The sequence below is a fragment of the Lentzea sp. HUAS12 genome (assembly GCF_024125735.1).
GTDB lineage: Bacteria > Actinomycetota > Actinomycetes > Mycobacteriales > Pseudonocardiaceae > Lentzea > Lentzea albida.
In genome coordinates, this window is sequence record NZ_CP099738.1 from 9,095,194 (window position 1) to 9,112,058 (window position 16,865).

Consider the following 16,865-nt stretch of genomic DNA (forward strand, 5'->3'; position numbering starts at 1 on the left):
GCATGACAGTGAGGATCGCGGTCGCGGGCGCCAGCGGGTACGCGGGTGGCGAGCTGCTCCGCCTGCTACTGGGCCATCCGGACATCGAGATCGGCGCGCTGACGGCCAACAGCAGCGCCGGTGACAAGCTGCTCAAGCACCAGCCGCACCTCCTGCCGCTCGCAGACCGAGAACTACAAGACACCACAGTCGAGACGCTCAAGGGCCACGACGTGGTGTTCCTCGCACTTCCCCACGGTCACTCAGCCGCGCTGGCCGAGCAACTCGGCGACGACACGATCGTGATCGACTGCGGCGCCGACCACCGCCTGACCAGCGCCGACGACTGGACGCGGTGGTACGGCGGCGAGCACGCGGGCACCTGGCCGTACGGGCTGCCCGAACTTCCCCACGGGCGGGAAGCGCTCGTCGGCGCCCGCCGCGTGGCCGTGCCCGGCTGCTACCCGACGGTCTCCTCGCTGGCGCTCGCACCGGCCGTGGACCTCATCGAGGACGAGGTCGTCATCGTCGCCGTGTCCGGCACGTCCGGCGCCGGCAAGTCCTTGAAGACGAACCTGCTCGGCTCCGAGGTCATGGGCTCCGCGAGCGCGTACGGCGTCGGCGGCGCGCACCGGCACACGCCCGAGATCAAGCAGAACCTGTCCGCGGCGGCCGGTCGTCCGATCAGCGTCAGCTTCACGCCGGTGCTCGCGCCGATGTCCAGGGGCATCCTCGCCACCTGCACCGCGACGCTGAAGGACACCGGCGCAAACGTTCGCGAGGCCTACGAGAAGGCGTACGCGGACGAGCCGTTCGTGCACCTGCTGCCCGAAGGTCTCTGGCCGACGACGAACGCGGTTCTCGGTTCGAACGCCGTCCAGCTGCAAGTCACCGTCGACGCCGACCTGAACCGCCTCGTGGTCGTGGCCGCCGTCGACAACCTGGCCAAGGGCACCGCCGGTGCCGCTGTCCAGTGCATGAACCTCGCTCTCGGACTGCCGGAAACGACCGGCCTCTCGACCGTTGGAGTCGCTCCGTGAACCGCAACAAGGGCGTCACCGGACCCCAGGGCTTCCGGGCCGCCGGGATCGCCGCCGGGATCAAGGAATCCGGCGCGCTGGACCTCACGCTCGTCGTCAACGACGGGCCGTCCGACGCCGCCGCGGGCGTCTTCACCACCAACAAGGTGAAGGCCGCGCCGGTGTTGTGGTCGCAGCAGGTCATCCAGTCCCGGCGCCTCACCGCGGTCGTGCTCAACTCCGGCGGCGCCAACGCGTGCACCGGTCCCGAGGGCTTCCAGGACACGCACACCACCGCGGAGAAGGTCGCCGAGGTGCTCGGCACCGGCGCGGTCGACGTCGCGGTCTGCTCCACCGGCCTGATCGGTGAGCGCCTGCCGATGGACAAGGTCCTCACCGGCGTCGAGAACGTGGTGAAGGAACTGGACTCCACCGTCGAGGCCGGCCTGAACGCCGCCACCGGCGTGATGACCACGGACAGCCGCCCGAAGCAGTCGTGGAAGGCGTCCGAGCAGGGCTGGTCGGTCGGCGGGTTCGTGAAGGGCGCGGGCATGCTCGCCCCGAACATGGCCACGATGCTGTCGGTCATCACGACCGACGCCAAGATCTCCGGCGACCAGCTCGACAAGGCGCTGCGCCAGGCGACCTCGCGCACGTTCGACCGCCTCGACGTCGACGGCGGCACGTCCACCAACGACACCGTGCTGGTGCTGGCCTCCGGCGCCTCGGGCGTCGAGCCGTCGTTCGACGACTTCGTCGCGTTGCTGACCGAGGTCGCGGGCGACCTGGTCAAGCAGCTCCAGGGCGACGCCGAGGGCGTCACGAAGGAAATCAGCATCACCGTCAAGCAGGCCGCCACCGAGGCCGAGGCCGTCCTCATCGGACGGACGGTCGCCGAGGACAACCTGGTGAAGACGGCGTTGTTCGGCAGCGACCCGAACTGGGGCCGCATCGCGATGGCGCTGGGCCGCGCGGACGCCGAGATCGACCCGGACGTGCTGCAGATCCTGATCAACGGAGTGTCGCTCTACCGGAACGGAACCCGCGACCGCGACCGTTCCGAGGCCGACCTCTCCGGCCGTGACATCGAGATCGTCATCGACCTCAACGTCGGTGAGGCCGAAGCCACCGTGCTCACCACGGACCTGTCGCACGACTACGTCGAAGAGAACAGCGCGTACTCCTCATGAACGCACAAGAGAAGGCGGCGGTCCTCGTCGAAGCGCTGCCGTGGCTGGAGCGCTTCCGGGGCGCTTTGGTGGTCGTCAAGTACGGCGGCAACGCCATGGTCGACGACGAGCTGAAGAAGGCGTTCGCCGAGGACATGGTGTTCCTGCGGCTGTGCGGCCTGCGCCCGGTCGTCGTGCACGGCGGTGGCCCGCAGATCAAGTCGATGCTGGACAGGCTCGGCATCCACAGCGAGTTCCGCGGCGGCCTGCGCGTCACCACGCCCGAGGCCATGGACGTCGTGCGGATGGTCCTGGTCGGGCAGGTCGGGCGCGAGCTCGTCGGCCTGATCAACCAGCACGGTCCCTACGCCGTCGGCATCTCCGGCGAGGACGCGCACCTGTTCACGGCCACCCGCCGCGGCGCGGTCGTGGACGGCGAGGAGGTCGACATCGGCCTCGTCGGCGACATCACCGAGGTCAACCCGGACGCGGTGCTCGACATCGTCCGTGCGGGCCGCATCCCGGTCGTGTCGTCGGTCGCGCCGGACATCCACGGCGTGCCGCACAACGTCAACGCGGACACGGCGGCCGGCGCTCTCGCGGTCGCTCTCGGTGCCGAGAAGCTCGTGGTGCTCACGGACGTCGAGGGCCTCTACTCGAACTGGCCCGACAAGTCGTCTCTGGTGGACCAGATCCGGGCCTCCGAACTGGAGAAGATCCTGCCGGACCTGGAAAGCGGCATGGTGCCGAAGATGGAGGCCTGCCTGCGCGCGGTGCGCGGCGGCGTCCCGCAGGCGCACGTGATCGACGGCAGGCTGGCCCACAGCGTTCTGCTCGAAGTCTTCACCTCCGAAGGTGTGGGGACGATGGTGTTGGGGGACGACAAATGACCACCCGCTGGCAACAGTCCATGATGGACAACTACGGCACACCTTCGCTGGTTTTGGAGCGAGGTGAGGGCGCGCACGTCTGGGACGCCGACGGCAACCGGTACGTCGACCTGCTGACCGGTCTCGCGGTCAACGCGCTCGGCCACGCGCACCCGGCGATCGTCGAGGCCGTGTCCACGCAGATCGCGAAGCTCGGCCACACCGGCAACCTGTACGTCAACGAGCCCGCGCTGAAGCTCGCCGAACGCCTGCTGGACCTCGCGGGGGAGCCCGGCAAGGTCTTCTTCTGCAACTCCGGCGCGGAGGCCAACGAGGCGGCGCTCAAGATGGCGCGCCTCACCGGCCGCACGAAGGTCGTCTCCACGATCGGCGGGTTCCACGGCCGCACGATGGGCGCGCTGACGCTCACCGGTCAGGAGCCGAAGCGCGCGCCGTTCGCACCCCTGGTCCCCGGCGTCTCGCACATCCCGTTCGGTGACGTCGCCGCTCTGGAAGCCGCGATCGACGACGAGACCGCGGCGTTCGTCGTCGAGCCGATCCAGGGCGAGCAGGGCGTCATGGTGCCGCCCGCCGGGTACCTGCAGGAGGCCCGCCGGATCACCGCCGAGCACGGCGCGCTGCTCGTCCTCGACGAGGTGCAGACCGGCATCGGCCGCACCGGCACGTGGTTCGCGTTCCAGCAGGCCGGGATCGTGCCGGACGTGATGACGCTGGCCAAGGGCATCGGCGGTGGCCTGCCGCTCGGCGCCACCATCGGGTTCGGCGCGGCGGCGGACCTCTTCAAGCCGGGTCACCACGGCACCACCTACGGCGGCAACCCGGTGTGCTGCGCCGCCGGTCTCGCGGTGCTCGACACGATCGCCTCGGAAGGCCTGCTGGAGCACGCCTCGTCCGTGGGCAAGGAGATCGCCGCGGGCGTGGAGGCGTTGCACCACCCCGCCATCTCCGGAGTGCGGGGAGCCGGCCTGCTGCTCGGCATCACGCTGCGCGAGGCGGTCTCGGCGAAGGCCGCGGCGGCCGCGCAGAAGGCCGGTTACCTGATCAACCCGATCCAGCCCGACGTGCTGCGGCTCGCCCCGCCGCTCGTGCTGGAGGAGTCCGACGCGCAGGCCTTCGTCGCCGCGCTCCCCACCTTCTTCGAGGAGACGCCGTGAGCCCGAGGCACTTCCTGCGCGACGACGACCTGTCCACCGAGGAGCAGGCCGCGGTCCTCGACCTCGCGGACGCCTACAAGGCGGACCGGTTCACCGCGAAGCCGCTGGCGGGCCCCAAGTCCGTCGCGGTGATCTTCGAGAAGAACTCCACGCGCACCCGCCTGTCGTTCGAGGTCGGCATCGCGCAGCTCGGCGGCAACCCGGTGATCATCGACGGCCGGTCGATGCAGCTGGGCCGCGAGGAGACGATCGAGGACACCTCGCGGATCCTGTCCGGGTACGTCGACGCCGTGGTGTGGCGGACGTTCGCCCAGGCGCGCATGGAGGCCATGGCGTCCGTGTCGCGCATTCCGGTCGTGAACGCGCTGACCGACGAGTTCCACCCGTGCCAGGTTCTCGCGGACCTGCAGACGATCCGCCGCCGTTACGGCAAGCTGGCCGGTCTGACGCTCACGTACCTGGGCGACGGCGCCAACAACATGGCGCACTCGCTGCTGCTGGGCGGCGCCACGGCCGGTATGCACGTCCGCATCGGCGCGCCCGCGGGGTTCGTGCCGAACCCGCAGTTCCTGGAGGACGCCAAGAAGCGGGCCGCCGAGACCGGCGGTTCGGTGGCGTTGATCAGCGACCCGCGCGAGTCGGTCGACGGCTCGGACGTGCTGGTCACCGACACCTGGACGTCGATGGGGCAGGAGAACGACGGCAAGGACCGCGTCGGCCCGTTCCGCCCGTACCAGGTGAACGCCTCACTCCTGGAGGCCACCGGGAAGCCCGACTCGACGGTGCTGCACTGCCTGCCCGCGCACCGCGGCTGGGAGATCACCGACGAGGTGCTCGACGGCCCGCAGTCGCTCGTGTGGCAGGAAGCGGAGAACCGGCTGCACGCGCAGAAGGCGCTCCTCGTGTGGTTGCTGGAGCAGTCGTCATGACCCGCACCGCCCGTCAGGGCCGCATCGTCGAGATGGTGGCGCACCAAGCCGTGCGCAGCCAGTCCGAGCTCGCCAAACTGCTTGCGGCGGAAGGCATCGACGTCACGCAGGCCACGTTGTCGCGCGACCTCGACGAGCTCGGCGCGGTCAAGCTGCGCGGCCCCGACGGCGGTGCGCCCGTCTACGTGATCCCGGAGGACGGCAGTCCCGTGCGCGGCGTCCAGGGCGGCACGACGCGCCTGGTCCGCGTGCTGGGAGAACTGCTGGTGTCGACGGACTTCTCCGGCAACCTCGCGGTGCTGCGGACGCCTCCCGGTGCCGCGCAGTTCCTGGCGTCGGCGCTCGACAGGGCGGCGTTGCACGAGGTGGTCGGCACGATCGCGGGCGACGACACGATCCTCGTCGTGGCCCGCGAGCCGATGACCGGTGCCGAGCTCGCCGACCGGATCACCGCGCTCGCCGCGGGCGACGTCGATGAATGAGCCCGTGCACGCCGTACTGACGTTCGACGCGGGCGTCGTCGTGGCGGTGGACGGCGAGACCGTCTCCGTCGCCGAGGCCGTCCGCGAGCTCAACTTCCGCGCCGGCGTGATCAGGTCCAGCCTGGGTTCCGTCGCCGTGCGGGTCGCGCGAATGGCCTTGCCGTCGGGTTCCGGCGAGGTCGACGTCGCGCTGTACGAGGGGCGCGTGGTCGGGCTCGTCGCCCGTTCGGAAGAATCGCTCTACGACTTCGCCAGCTGAGAGTTGGCCAGATGAAAGTTGCGCAGCAATGAGTTCTTTGTGGGGTGGCCGGTTCGAGTCGGGACCGGCCGAGGCGATGGCGCGGTTGTCGTTGTCGACGCACTTCGACTGGGTGCTGGCGCCGTACGACATCGCGGGTTCGCGCGCGCACGCCCGTGTGCTGCACGCCGCGGGTCTGCTGACCGACGACGAGCTCGCCGGCATGCAGAAGGCGCTGGACGAGCTGCTCGCCGACGTCGAGTCGGGCGCGTTCACCCCGGTGCTGGAGGACGAGGACGTCCACACGGCGCTGGAACGGGGCCTGATCGACCGCGCCGGCACCGAGCTGGGCGGCAAGCTGCGCGCCGGCCGTTCCCGCAACGACCAGGTCGCGACCCTGTTCCGCATGTGGCTGCGCGACGCGGCCCGCCGGGTCGCCGCCGGTGTCCTCGACGTCGTCGACGCGTTGGCGGCCCAGTCCGAGACGCACTTCGGCGCCGTCATGCCGGGCCGCACGCACCTGCAGTCCGCCCAGCCCGTGCTGCTCTCGCACCACCTGCTGGCCCACGCGCACGCGTTGCTGCGCGACGTCGACCGCCTGCACGACTGGGACAAGCGCGCCGGCTTCTCCCCGTACGGCTCGGGAGCCCTCGCCGGTTCGTCGCTGGGCCTCGACCCCGCGAAGGTGGCCGCGGACCTCGGCTTCTACGCCCCGGTCGAGAACTCGATCGACGGCACCGCCTCCCGCGACTTCGCCGCCGAGATCGCGTTCGTGCTGGCCATGATCAGCGTGAACCTCTCGCGGGTGGCCGAGGAGGTCATCATCTGGACCACGGCCGAGTTCCGCTTCGCGGTCCTCGACGACGCCTGGTCCACCGGCAGCTCGATCATGCCGCAGAAGAAGAACCCGGACGTGGCCGAACTCGCCCGCGGCAAGTCGGGCCGCCTGATCGGCAACCTCGCGGGCCTGCTGGCGACGCTGAAGGCGCAGCCGCTGGCGTACAACCGCGACCTGCAGGAGGACAAGGAGCCGCTGTTCGACGGCGTCGGGCAGCTGGAGCTCCTGCTCCCGGCGTTCGCGGGCATGGTGGCGACGCTCAAGTTCGACGTCGACCGCATGGCGTCGCTCGCCCCGGCGGGCTTCACCCTCGCCACGGACATCGCGGAATGGCTTGTGCGCCAAGGCGTTCCGTTCCGCGTGGCCCACGAGGCCGCCGGTGCGTGCGTGCGCGCGGCCGAGTCCCGCGGCGTCGGCCTGGAGGACCTGACCGACGAGGAGTTCCTCGCGATCTCGCCCGCCCTGACCCCGGACGTCCGCTCGGTGCTCACCGTCGAAGGCTCGATCGCGTCCCGCGACGCCCACGGCGGCACGGCGCCCTCCCGAGTCCGCGAACAGCTGGACGCCCTCGTCGCGAAGGCCGCTGCCGCACGTGACTTCTAGGTTGCTGACCAGGGAGGAGCTGGCCATCGACCCGGTCGATGCGTCCCGGCTCCTCCTCGGTTCGTACCTGGAGGCCGACGGCGTGCGCGTGCGCGTCGTCGAGGTGGAGGCGTACCGGGGCGGCGACGACCCGGCGTCGCACTGCTACCGCGGCAAGACCCCGCGCAACGAGGTCATGTTCGGCCCGGCCGGGTTCCTCTACGTCTACTTCGTCTACGGCATGCACTTCTGCGCGAACGTCGTGTCTCTGACCAACGGTGTGCCTGGCGCGGTGCTGCTGCGCGCGGGAGAGGTCGTCGAGGGCGAGGACATCGCCTTCTCCCGCCGCCCCGCCTCGCGTTCCGCCGCCGAACTGGCCAAGGGCCCCGCACGGCTGTGCAAGGTCCTCGGGCTCGACCGGTCGTCCAACGGCCTGGACCTGACCTCGGCCTCCTCGCCCGTGCGCCTGTACGCGGGCGAACCGGTCACCGAGGTGCGTTCCGGCCCGCGCGTCGGCGTGGCCGTGGCGATGGACGTGCCGTGGCGGTTCTGGATCGACTCGCCCGCCGTGTCGACGTACAAGAGGGGCGGCAAGCGCCGCAGGTCAGCGTGACGACGCGGCTCCAGCAACGCTGGACGACGGATCCGTGCATCGCGAGCAACCGCGTGTCCGCCGACCGGGCCTGGAGGCGGGACGCGATCCGGATCGGATGACTGACGTATCGGCAACGTGGTCCGGTGCTCGGTCGTGCGCGCCTGGCTCGGTCACCGCGGGAGCCTGTCCAGTGCCGCTTTGAAGGCGCGTTCCAACTCCGGATCGACCTCGAACACGAGCGGGACCGTCAGGTCGAGCTGCTCACCGGCCGTCAACCGCTCGACCAGCGTGTCCGCCACCTCGCGCAGGTTCTGCGCGACGCCGTACATGGCCTGGAGCTGCTGATCAGCGAACTGCGCCTGGATCCGAGCGGCAGCCCGCGCGGACTCCTGGGCGTAGCTGGTGCCGTGAATCCCGCGAGCCCAGTCGAGGATCTCGTCGAAGGTGTGCACGAACAGCTTGCCGAGGTGCACGATCCGGTCTGGGTCTCCGGGGACACCCCGTGCGCCGAACGCGGCTTCCTGGGTCGTCTGGGTGAACACCGTCTCGACCGCGACCTTGATGATCTCGCTGAGCTGCACGTTGCGGTCGCGGATCAGGTTGATCCCGTTGCCGTGCTCGACGATGCCGTTGCGCGGTGCGTACCGCAGGAAGTGCTCCCAGTACTTCTGGCCCAGCTCGTCGAGACCCTGCATCACCACGGTCACGTAGAGCAGGTATTCCCAGCCGTGGGGCTTCGCTTGTGCCAGTGCGGCCACCGACTTCGGCGTGACCGGGGCCAGAGGGGAGAACTCGGTGCGGTGCTGGACCAGCTTCTGCACGACGGACCGCGCGATGATCTCCGTGCTGTGCCGCCGCATGTCGAGGAACCCGACGGTGGGCAGCAGACCGGGCACTTCGGTGTCGTCGAGCCTGATGGGCAGCAGGTACTCGCTCTGCTGTGCCAGTGCGCGCGCCTGCACGGTTTGGCGTTCGTAGGTCGCCCAATGGGTCTGCACGTAGTGCTGCGAGGCGAACATCAGGACGTAACGCACCTTGCGCGTCAACGTCTCCTCGATGTGCTCGACCAGATTGGCTCCCCACCGCGCAACGACCTGGTCGTCGTCGTAGTAGACCGTGACGCCGAGCTCCTCCAACCGCCGCACGATCGGCAGGACGTGCTCGCGGTCTTCCTCGGCGAAGGAGGGTGCGACGTCGAACTGGTACTCGGCCACCGGACCACGGTACGGCCCGAAACGTCCTGCGGGACACGTGGAGGAGCTGCTGGCCGAACTGGCCGCGGAACTGGCACCGCGCGAGCCCGGGCGACCTGACAATGACGCGTCACCGACGAACGCCCCGCCGCTGCGACGCTCGTCGGTGAACGCTCACTCGCCCGGGCCGCGTCGTCAGCGGACGGCCGTGGTCCTGCGGTACCAGGCCCGGCGGTGTCCGGAGGGCAGTGCGACGCGAGTGATCAGGTTCGTCAGCAACGCACCGATGACCAGCCACAGGAGAGCGGCCAGGCCCTCGTTGAGCAGCGTCGCGACGGACGCGTTCTCCGGGGTGAAGAGACCGTCCAGGCCGAGGGTGATCCCGTCCGCCCACCCGGAGACGAACTGGAAGAACCCGTTGCCCGCGTTCGCGCCGGCGATCACCAGGAAGATGTGCACCAGCAGCACGATGGCGAAGGTCCAGCACACGATGTCGATGACCGCGCAGACGGTCCGCACCGTCCGCACCCTGCGGTAGTCGTCGTCGCGCTGGACGACCTCCTCGACCACCGGCTCGTTCACACGCGGCATATGTGGCTCGTTCACGCGCGGCATGTGTTCAGTGGGCCGCCGTAACTCCGCATCACGAGGATCCGTCATGCCCTCGGGCATACCCGTGCGAGCACCGGGTCGAAACCCGTTGGACCAGGTAGGCGACAATGAGACGCGTGAGCGAGCACATCCTTGACGAACTTGCCTGGCGCGGCCTGATCGCGACGTCCACCGACCTCGACGCACTCCGGAAGGACCTGGACGCCGGCCCGCTCACCCTCTATTGCGGTTTCGACCCCACGGCGCCGTCGCTGCACGCCGGCAACCTGGTCCCGCTGCTCATGCTCAAGCGCTTCCAGATGGCGGGGCACCGGCCCATCGTGCTGGCGGGCGGGGCGACGGGCATGATCGGCGACCCGCGCGACACCGGTGAGCGCACGCTGAACTCGCTCGACACCGTCGCCGAGTGGGCCGGGCGAATCCGCGGCCAGCTGGAGCGGTTCGTCGACTTCGACGACTCAGCCACGGGCGCGGTCGTCGAGAACAACCTGAACTGGACCGGCCAGGTCACCGCGCTCGAGTTCCTGCGCGACGTCGGCAAGCACTTCTCGATCAACGTGATGCTGTCGCGGGAGACGGTGAAGCGCCGCCTCGAGGGCGACGGCATGTCGTACACCGAGTTCAGCTACCTGCTGCTGCAGTCCAACGACTACCTGGAGCTGCACCGCAAGTACGGCACCGCGCTGCAGATCGGCGGCTCGGACCAGTGGGGCAACATCGTCGGCGGCGTGGACCTGATCCGCCGCGTCGAGGGCAAGCACGTCCACGCGCTGACGGCGCCGCTGGTCACCGACGCCGAGGGCAGGAAGTTCGGCAAGTCCACCGGTGGCGGCAACGTGTGGCTCGATCCGGAGATGACGTCGCCGTACGCCTGGTACCAGTACTTCGTGAACGTCGGTGACGCCGACGTGCTGCGCTACCTGCGGCTGTTCACGTTCCTCACCCGTGAGGAGCTCGACGAGCTGGAGAAGCAGACCGCGGAGGAGCCGCACAAGCGGGCCGCGCAGAAGCGCCTCGCGCAGGAGTTCACCGACCTGGTGCACGGCGAGCGCGCGACGGAGCAGGTCATCCTCGCGTCGTCGGCGCTCTTCGGCCGGGGCGAGCTGCGCGACCTCGACGCGTCGGTGCTGGAAGCGGCGCTGGCCGAGGCGCCCAAGGGCCAGGTGCGCCTCGCGGACGAGCCCACGATCGTCGACCTGCTGATCGCGTCGGGCCTGGCCGAGAGCCGGGGTGCCGCAAGGCGGACGGTCAACGAGGGCGGTGCCTACGTGAACAACGCGAAGGTGACCGACGAGGAGTGGAAGCCGACGTCGTCGGACCTGCTCCACGGCAAGTGGCTGGTCCTGCGCCGCGGCAAGCGCAACAACGCGAGCGTCCACGTGGAGCTCTGACCTGCGCGTTCAGGTCCTGGAAGGCCGTCGGTCCCACTCGGGGCCGACGGCCTTCGACGTTTCTGTGTGTGATCGCGGTCACAGTGTGCACGGGTTTGGGCTGCGATAGCGTGATCAGAGGGTCCTGTACGGGGCTGTTGACCTGCGGTTTCTTGATCGCAGGCGGCCGGGTTGCCCCCGATTTGACCCTCAGTTGGCGTGCGTGTAACTTTCTCCATGTCAGCGAGGAACGGGCCGGGAACACCGGAACGGAGCGCGACACAGGTCACGAACCAAGCTTCCACGGACTGTGGTAGAGTGGGTGACCGCGAAACGATGAAGACCCAGCCGGTAGCTCGTCTGAGCTCAGAGGCCAAGGGCGTCGGAAGTTTCAAACACAAGCTTATGTACGACACAGCCTCGGATCGAGTCGCCGTGCGGCGGATCGTGATGATGAGCGCGTGTTCTTTGAGAACTCAACAGCGTGCCGAAACACAGCCAGTAATATGAATACCCCTCGTCGGGGTATTCCTTTGAGATGCAAGACCAGATTGCCAGACATATTCCGTCTGGAGCGATCACAACGATCCTTATTGGAGAGTTTGATCCTGGCTCAGGACGAACGCTGGCGGCGTGCTTAACACATGCAAGTCGAGCGGTAAGGCCCTTCGGGGTACACGAGCGGCGAACGGGTGAGTAACACGTGGGTAACCTGCCCTGTACTCTGGGATAAGCCTTGGAAACGAGGTCTAATACCGGATACGACCTTCTTCCGCATGGTTGAAGGTGGAAAGTTCCGGCGGTATGGGATGGACCCGCGGCCTATCAGCTTGTTGGTGGGGTAATGGCCTACCAAGGCGACGACGGGTAGCCGGCCTGAGAGGGTGACCGGCCACACTGGGACTGAGACACGGCCCAGACTCCTACGGGAGGCAGCAGTGGGGAATATTGCACAATGGGCGAAAGCCTGATGCAGCGACGCCGCGTGAGGGATGACGGCCTTCGGGTTGTAAACCTCTTTCAGCAGGGACGAAGCGCAAGTGACGGTACCTGCAGAAGAAGCACCGGCTAACTACGTGCCAGCAGCCGCGGTAATACGTAGGGTGCGAGCGTTGTCCGGAATTATTGGGCGTAAAGAGCTCGTAGGCGGTTTGTCGCGTCGGCCGTGAAAACTTGGGGCTTAACTCCAAGCTTGCGGTCGATACGGGCAGACTTGAGTTCGGCAGGGAGACTGGAATTCCTGGTGTAGCGGTGAAATGCGCAGATATCAGGAGGAACACCGGTGGCGAAGGCGGGTCTCTGGGCCGATACTGACGCTGAGGAGCGAAAGCGTGGGGAGCGAACAGGATTAGATACCCTGGTAGTCCACGCCGTAAACGGTGGGTGCTAGGTGTGGGGGGCTTCCACGCCCTCTGTGCCGCAGCTAACGCATTAAGCACCCCGCCTGGGGAGTACGGCCGCAAGGCTAAAACTCAAAGGAATTGACGGGGGCCCGCACAAGCGGCGGAGCATGTGGATTAATTCGATGCAACGCGAAGAACCTTACCTGGGCTTGACATGCACTGGAAACCAGTAGAGATATTGGCCCCTTGTGGCCGGTGTACAGGTGGTGCATGGCTGTCGTCAGCTCGTGTCGTGAGATGTTGGGTTAAGTCCCGCAACGAGCGCAACCCTCGTTCCATGTTGCCAGCACGTAATGGTGGGGACTCATGGGAGACTGCCGGGGTCAACTCGGAGGAAGGTGGGGATGACGTCAAGTCATCATGCCCCTTATGTCCAGGGCTTCACACATGCTACAATGGCCGGTACAAAGGGCTGCTAAGCCGTGAGGTGGAGCGAATCCCATAAAGCCGGTCTCAGTTCGGATCGGGGTCTGCAACTCGACCCCGTGAAGTCGGAGTCGCTAGTAATCGCAGATCAGCAACGCTGCGGTGAATACGTTCCCGGGCCTTGTACACACCGCCCGTCACGTCACGAAAGTCGGTAACACCCGAAGCCCGTGGCTCAACCCGCAAGGGGGAGAGCGGTCGAAGGTGGGACTGGCGATTGGGACGAAGTCGTAACAAGGTAGCCGTACCGGAAGGTGCGGCTGGATCACCTCCTTTCTAAGGAGCATCTACCAGTGTTCGGAGCAAACGTCTCCGCGCTGGTCAGAACCACACCAGCCTTGATGCTGGGTGGGCTCATTAGTGGATGCTGGCTGGCATGACGGCTGATTGCCGGCGATGTGAGTACTGCTCTTCGGAGCGTGGAAAGGATCGTTGGGGGTTGGCTGAACTGATCGGTACGCTGTTGGGTCCTGAGAGAACACGCTTAGTGTCTTTCAGTGATCGGCTACTTGCCGCGGATGGACCACCTGAACTTCGAGTTCAGGCCGGCACCCGCAATCGTGCGAGTGGATCTGATTGTTCTTTGAGAACTGCACAGTGGATGCGAGCATCTTTGTAGCAAGTTAGTAAGGGCATACGGTGGATGTCTTGGCACCAGGAGCCGATGAAGGACGTAGGAGACTGCGAAAAGTCTAGGGGAGCTGTCAACCGAGCTGAGATCCTAGAATTTCCGAATGGGGAAACCCGGCCCCAGTCATGTGGGGTCACCCATACCTGAACACATAGGGTATGTGGAGGGAACGCGGGGAAGTGAAACATCTCAGTACCCGCAGGAAGAGAAAACAACCGTGATTCCGTGAGTAGTGGCGAGCGAAAGCGGATGAGGCTAAACCGCGTCTGTGTGATACCCGGCAGGGGTTGCATTCGCGGGGTCGTGGGACCTCTTGGTCAGTTCTGCCGGACTGGCAACGAGTCAGAAAATGCTGTGGTTAGAGGAATGCGTCTGGAAAGCGTGAGCGTAGAGGGTGAAACTCCCGTACTCGAAAACCTGGCATCTCGTTAGAGTGTTCCCAAGTAGCAGCGTACTCGTGAAATTCGCTGTGAATCTGGCGGGACCACCCGCTAAGCCTAAATACTCCCTGGTGACCGATAGCGGACTAGTACCGTGAGGGAAAGATGAAAAGTACCCCGGGAGGGGAGTGAAATAGTACCTGAAACCGTGTGCCTACAATCCGTCGGAGCCTTTAGGGGTGACGGCGTGCCTTTTGAAGAATGAGCCTGCGAGTTAGTGCTACGTGGCGAGGTTAACCCGTGTGGGGTAGCCGTAGCGAAAGCGAGTCTGAATAGGGCGTTTGAGTCGCGTGGTCTAGACCCGAAGCGGTGTGATCTAGCCATGGCCAGGGTGAAGCGCGGGTAAGACCGCGTGGAGGCCCGAACCCACCAGGGTTGAAAACCTGGGGGATGAGCTGTGGTTAGGGGTGAAAGGCCAATCAAACACCGTGATAGCTGGTTCTCCCCGAAATGCATTTAGGTGCAGCGTCGTGTGTTTCACCTCGGGGGTAGAGCACTGGATGGTCTAGGGGCCCACAAGCTTACCGAAATCAACCAAACTCCGAATACCGAGGTGTGAGAGCGCGGCAGTGAGACTGCGGGGGATAAGCTTCGTAGTCGAGAGGGAAACAGCCCAGAACGCCAGCTAAGGTCCCTAAGTGTGTGCTAAGTGGGAAAGGATGTGGGGTCGCACAGACAGCCAGGAGGTTGGCTTAGAAGCAGCCACCCTTTAAAGAGTGCGTAATAGCTCACTGGTCAAGTGGTCCTGCGCCGACAATGTAGCGGGGCTTAAGCACACCACCGAAGCTGTGTCATTTCGAGCTTGACTCGGGATGGGTAGGGGAGCGTCGTGTAGCGGTTGAAGCGGCGGAGTAATCCAGCCGTGGACGCTATGCGAGTGAGAATGCAGGCATGAGTAGCGAAAGACGAGTGAGAAACTCGTCCGCCGGATGACCAAGGGTTCCTGGGCCAGGCTAATCCGCCCAGGGTAAGTCGGGACCTAAGGCGAGGCCGACAGGCGTAGTCGATGGACAACGGGTTGATATTCCCGTACCCGTGTGAACGCGCCCATGATGAACCTTGTGATACTAACCGCCCAAAGCACCTCCTGAAGCCTTCGGGTTGATGGGGACTGTGGAGCGCGGGACCTGAACTTGTAGTAGTCAAGCGATGGGGTGACGCAGGAGGGTAGCTCCGCCAGTGAGTGGTAGTACTGGTGCAAGCGTGTAGGCCGAACTGTAGGCAAATCCGCAGTTCATATAGGCTGAGACGTGATGCGTAGCCGATTGAGGCGAAGTAGAGTGATCCCATGCTGCCGAGAAAAGCCTCTAGCGAGCTTTCACGCGGCCCGTACCCCAAACCGACACAGGTGGTCAGGTAGAGAATACCGAGGCGATCGGGCGAACTGTGGTTAAGGAACTCGGCAAAATGCCCCCGTAACTTCGGGAGAAGGGGGGCCGTAGCGCTTGAAGCCTCTTGCAGGCTAGGGCGAGACGGCCGCAGAGACCAGCGAGAAGCGACTGTTTACTAAAAACACAGGTCCATGCGAAGTCGCAAGACGATGTATATGGACTGACGCCTGCCCGGTGCTGGAACGTTAAGGGGACCGGTTAGTCCTTCGGGGCGAAGCTGAGAACTTAAGCGCCAGTAAACGGCGGTGGTAACTATAACCATCCTAAGGTAGCGAAATTCCTTGTCGGGTAAGTTCCGACCTGCACGAATGGCGTAACGACTTCTCGACTGTCTCAACCGCAGGCCCGGCGAAATTGCATTACGAGTAAAGATGCTCGTTACGCGCGGCAGGACGGAAAGACCCCGGGACCTTTACTATAGCTTGGTATTGGTGTTCGATTCGGCTTGTGTAGGATAGGTGGGAGACTGTGAAGCGGCCACGCCAGTGGTTGTGGAGTCATCGTTGAAATACCACTCTGGTCGTATTGGATGTCTAACCTCGGTCCGTGATCCGGATCAGGGACAGTGCCTGGTGGGTAGTTTAACTGGGGCGGTTGCCTCCCAAAGAGTAACGGAGGCGCTCAAAGGTTCCCTCAGCCTGGTTGGCAATCAGGTGTTGAGTGCAAGTGCACAAGGGAGCTTGACTGTGAGACTGACGGGTCGAGCAGGGACGAAAGTCGGAACTAGTGATCCGGCCATGGCTTGTGGAAGCGTGGTCGCTCAACGGATAAAAGGTACCCCGGGGATAACAGGCTGATCTTCCCCAAGAGTCCATATCGACGGGATGGTTTGGCACCTCGATGTCGGCTCGTCGCATCCTGGGGCTGGAGTAGGTCCCAAGGGTTGGGCTGTTCGCCCATTAAAGCGGTACGCGAGCTGGGTTTAGAACGTCGTGAGACAGTTCGGTCCCTATCCGCCGCGCGCGTAGGATACTTGAGGAAGGCTGTCCCTAGTACGAGAGGACCGGGACGGACGGACCGCTGGTGTGCCAGTTGTTCTGCCAAGAGCATTGCTGGTTGGCTACGTTCGGAAGGGATAACCGCTGAAGGCATCTAAGCGGGAAGCTCGTTCCAAGATGAGGTATCCCACCCTTTGTGGGTTAAGGCCCCCAGCTAGACCACTGGGTTGATAGGCCAGAGGTGGAAGACCGGTAACGGTTGGAGCTGACTGGTACTAATAGGCCGAGGACTTGTTACAAAGACGCTACGCATCCACTGTGCGGTTCTGGAAGAACAACCAGAACCGATCGAGCAGGCCCTTCTCGGGGTTGCTGGTTGTAATTTCATAGTGTTTCGGTGGTTATAGCGTTGGGGAAACACCCGGTCCCATTCCGAACCCGGTAGTTAAGCCCTTCTGCGCCGATGGTACTGCACTGGTTACGGTGTGGGAGAGTAGGTCGCCGCCGAACTTTCTTCCCTGAAGGGGCTTGTGATTGCGGGGCACAACAACAGTGCTCGCTCACAAGCCCCTTTCAGCGTGTCCAT

General features: G+C 65.5%; 12 protein-coding genes and 3 rRNA genes. 13 read left to right on the top strand and 2 right to left on the bottom strand.

Annotated features, from left to right (window positions below; genetic code table 11):
• Window positions 1-2: 2 nt before the first annotated feature.
• From argC to ND450_RS42855, 9 genes are read left to right on the top strand one after another with little or no spacing between them, the layout of a single operon-like run.
• Window positions 3-1,019, top strand: coding sequence for an N-acetyl-gamma-glutamyl-phosphate reductase (argC, locus tag ND450_RS42815; protein ID WP_253323665.1), 1,017 nt, complete (start codon window positions 3-5; stop codon window positions 1,017-1,019).
• Window positions 1,016-2,188 (top strand): bifunctional glutamate N-acetyltransferase/amino-acid acetyltransferase ArgJ, encoded by a 1,173-nt coding sequence (gene argJ, locus ND450_RS42820; protein ID WP_253323666.1) that lies wholly within the window; start codon window positions 1,016-1,018, stop codon window positions 2,186-2,188. The genes argC and argJ overlap by 4 nt, the downstream gene beginning before the upstream one ends.
• Window positions 2,185-3,057: an acetylglutamate kinase gene (gene argB, locus ND450_RS42825; protein WP_253323667.1), complete on the top strand. Its 873-nt coding sequence runs from the start codon at window positions 2,185-2,187 to the stop codon at window positions 3,055-3,057. Before argJ ends, argB begins: the two co-directional genes overlap by 4 nt.
• Entirely contained in the window at window positions 3,054-4,211 is a 1,158-nt protein-coding gene (locus tag ND450_RS42830) for an acetylornithine transaminase (RefSeq protein WP_253323668.1), read from the top strand. The genes argB and ND450_RS42830 overlap by 4 nt, the downstream gene beginning before the upstream one ends.
• Window positions 4,208-5,140 carry an ornithine carbamoyltransferase gene (argF, locus tag ND450_RS42835; protein ID WP_253323669.1) on the top strand — a complete coding sequence of 311 codons (933 nt, stop codon included), beginning with the start codon at window positions 4,208-4,210 and terminating at the stop codon, window positions 5,138-5,140. Before ND450_RS42830 ends, argF begins: the two co-directional genes overlap by 4 nt.
• Window positions 5,137-5,622 (top strand): arginine repressor, encoded by a 486-nt coding sequence (locus ND450_RS42840; protein WP_089923830.1) that lies wholly within the window; start codon window positions 5,137-5,139, stop codon window positions 5,620-5,622. The genes argF and ND450_RS42840 overlap by 4 nt, the downstream gene beginning before the upstream one ends.
• 4 nt (window positions 5,623-5,626) lie before the next feature.
• The gene (locus tag ND450_RS46180) at window positions 5,627-5,881 is read left to right on the top strand and encodes an argininosuccinate synthase (protein ID WP_371927580.1); all 255 of its coding nucleotides are present in this window, start codon (window positions 5,627-5,629) and stop codon (window positions 5,879-5,881) included.
• Between the two features lie 28 nt (window positions 5,882-5,909).
• Window positions 5,910-7,301, top strand: coding sequence for an argininosuccinate lyase (argH, locus tag ND450_RS42850; protein WP_089923836.1), 1,392 nt, complete (start codon window positions 5,910-5,912; stop codon window positions 7,299-7,301).
• Window positions 7,291-7,893 carry a DNA-3-methyladenine glycosylase gene (locus tag ND450_RS42855; RefSeq protein ID WP_253323670.1) on the top strand — a complete coding sequence of 201 codons (603 nt, stop codon included), beginning with the start codon at window positions 7,291-7,293 and terminating at the stop codon, window positions 7,891-7,893. Before argH ends, ND450_RS42855 begins: the two co-directional genes overlap by 11 nt.
• Before the next feature lie 152 nt (window positions 7,894-8,045).
• On the opposite strand, the gene ND450_RS42860 is transcribed toward ND450_RS42855, so the two are convergent.
• Together ND450_RS42860 and ND450_RS42865 are read right to left on the bottom strand one after the other, a co-directional pair.
• Window positions 8,046-9,089 carry a toll/interleukin-1 receptor domain-containing protein gene (locus ND450_RS42860; protein ID WP_253323671.1) on the bottom strand — a complete coding sequence of 348 codons (1,044 nt, stop codon included), beginning with the start codon at window positions 9,087-9,089 and terminating at the stop codon, window positions 8,046-8,048.
• A gap of 174 nt (window positions 9,090-9,263) precedes the next feature.
• The gene (locus ND450_RS42865) at window positions 9,264-9,659 is read right to left on the bottom strand and encodes a hypothetical protein (protein WP_245786543.1); all 396 of its coding nucleotides are present in this window, start codon (window positions 9,657-9,659) and stop codon (window positions 9,264-9,266) included.
• A 137-nt stretch (window positions 9,660-9,796) separates the two neighbouring features.
• Between ND450_RS42865 and tyrS the strand changes: the two genes are divergently transcribed.
• The 4 genes from tyrS (at window position 9,797) to rrf (ending at window position 16,789) form a co-directional block, all read left to right on the top strand.
• Entirely contained in the window at window positions 9,797-11,071 is a 1,275-nt protein-coding gene (tyrS, locus tag ND450_RS42870; protein WP_253323672.1) for a tyrosine--tRNA ligase, read from the top strand.
• Between the two features lie 569 nt (window positions 11,072-11,640).
• Window positions 11,641-13,155 (top strand): 16S ribosomal RNA (locus ND450_RS42875).
• 340 nt (window positions 13,156-13,495) lie between these two features.
• Window positions 13,496-16,578 (top strand): 23S ribosomal RNA (locus tag ND450_RS42880).
• A 94-nt stretch (window positions 16,579-16,672) separates the two neighbouring features.
• Window positions 16,673-16,789, top strand: a 5S ribosomal RNA gene (gene rrf / locus ND450_RS42885).
• Together the 16S, 23S and 5S rRNA genes form the textbook arrangement of a ribosomal RNA operon.
• The last annotated feature ends 76 nt before the right edge of the window (window positions 16,790-16,865 follow it).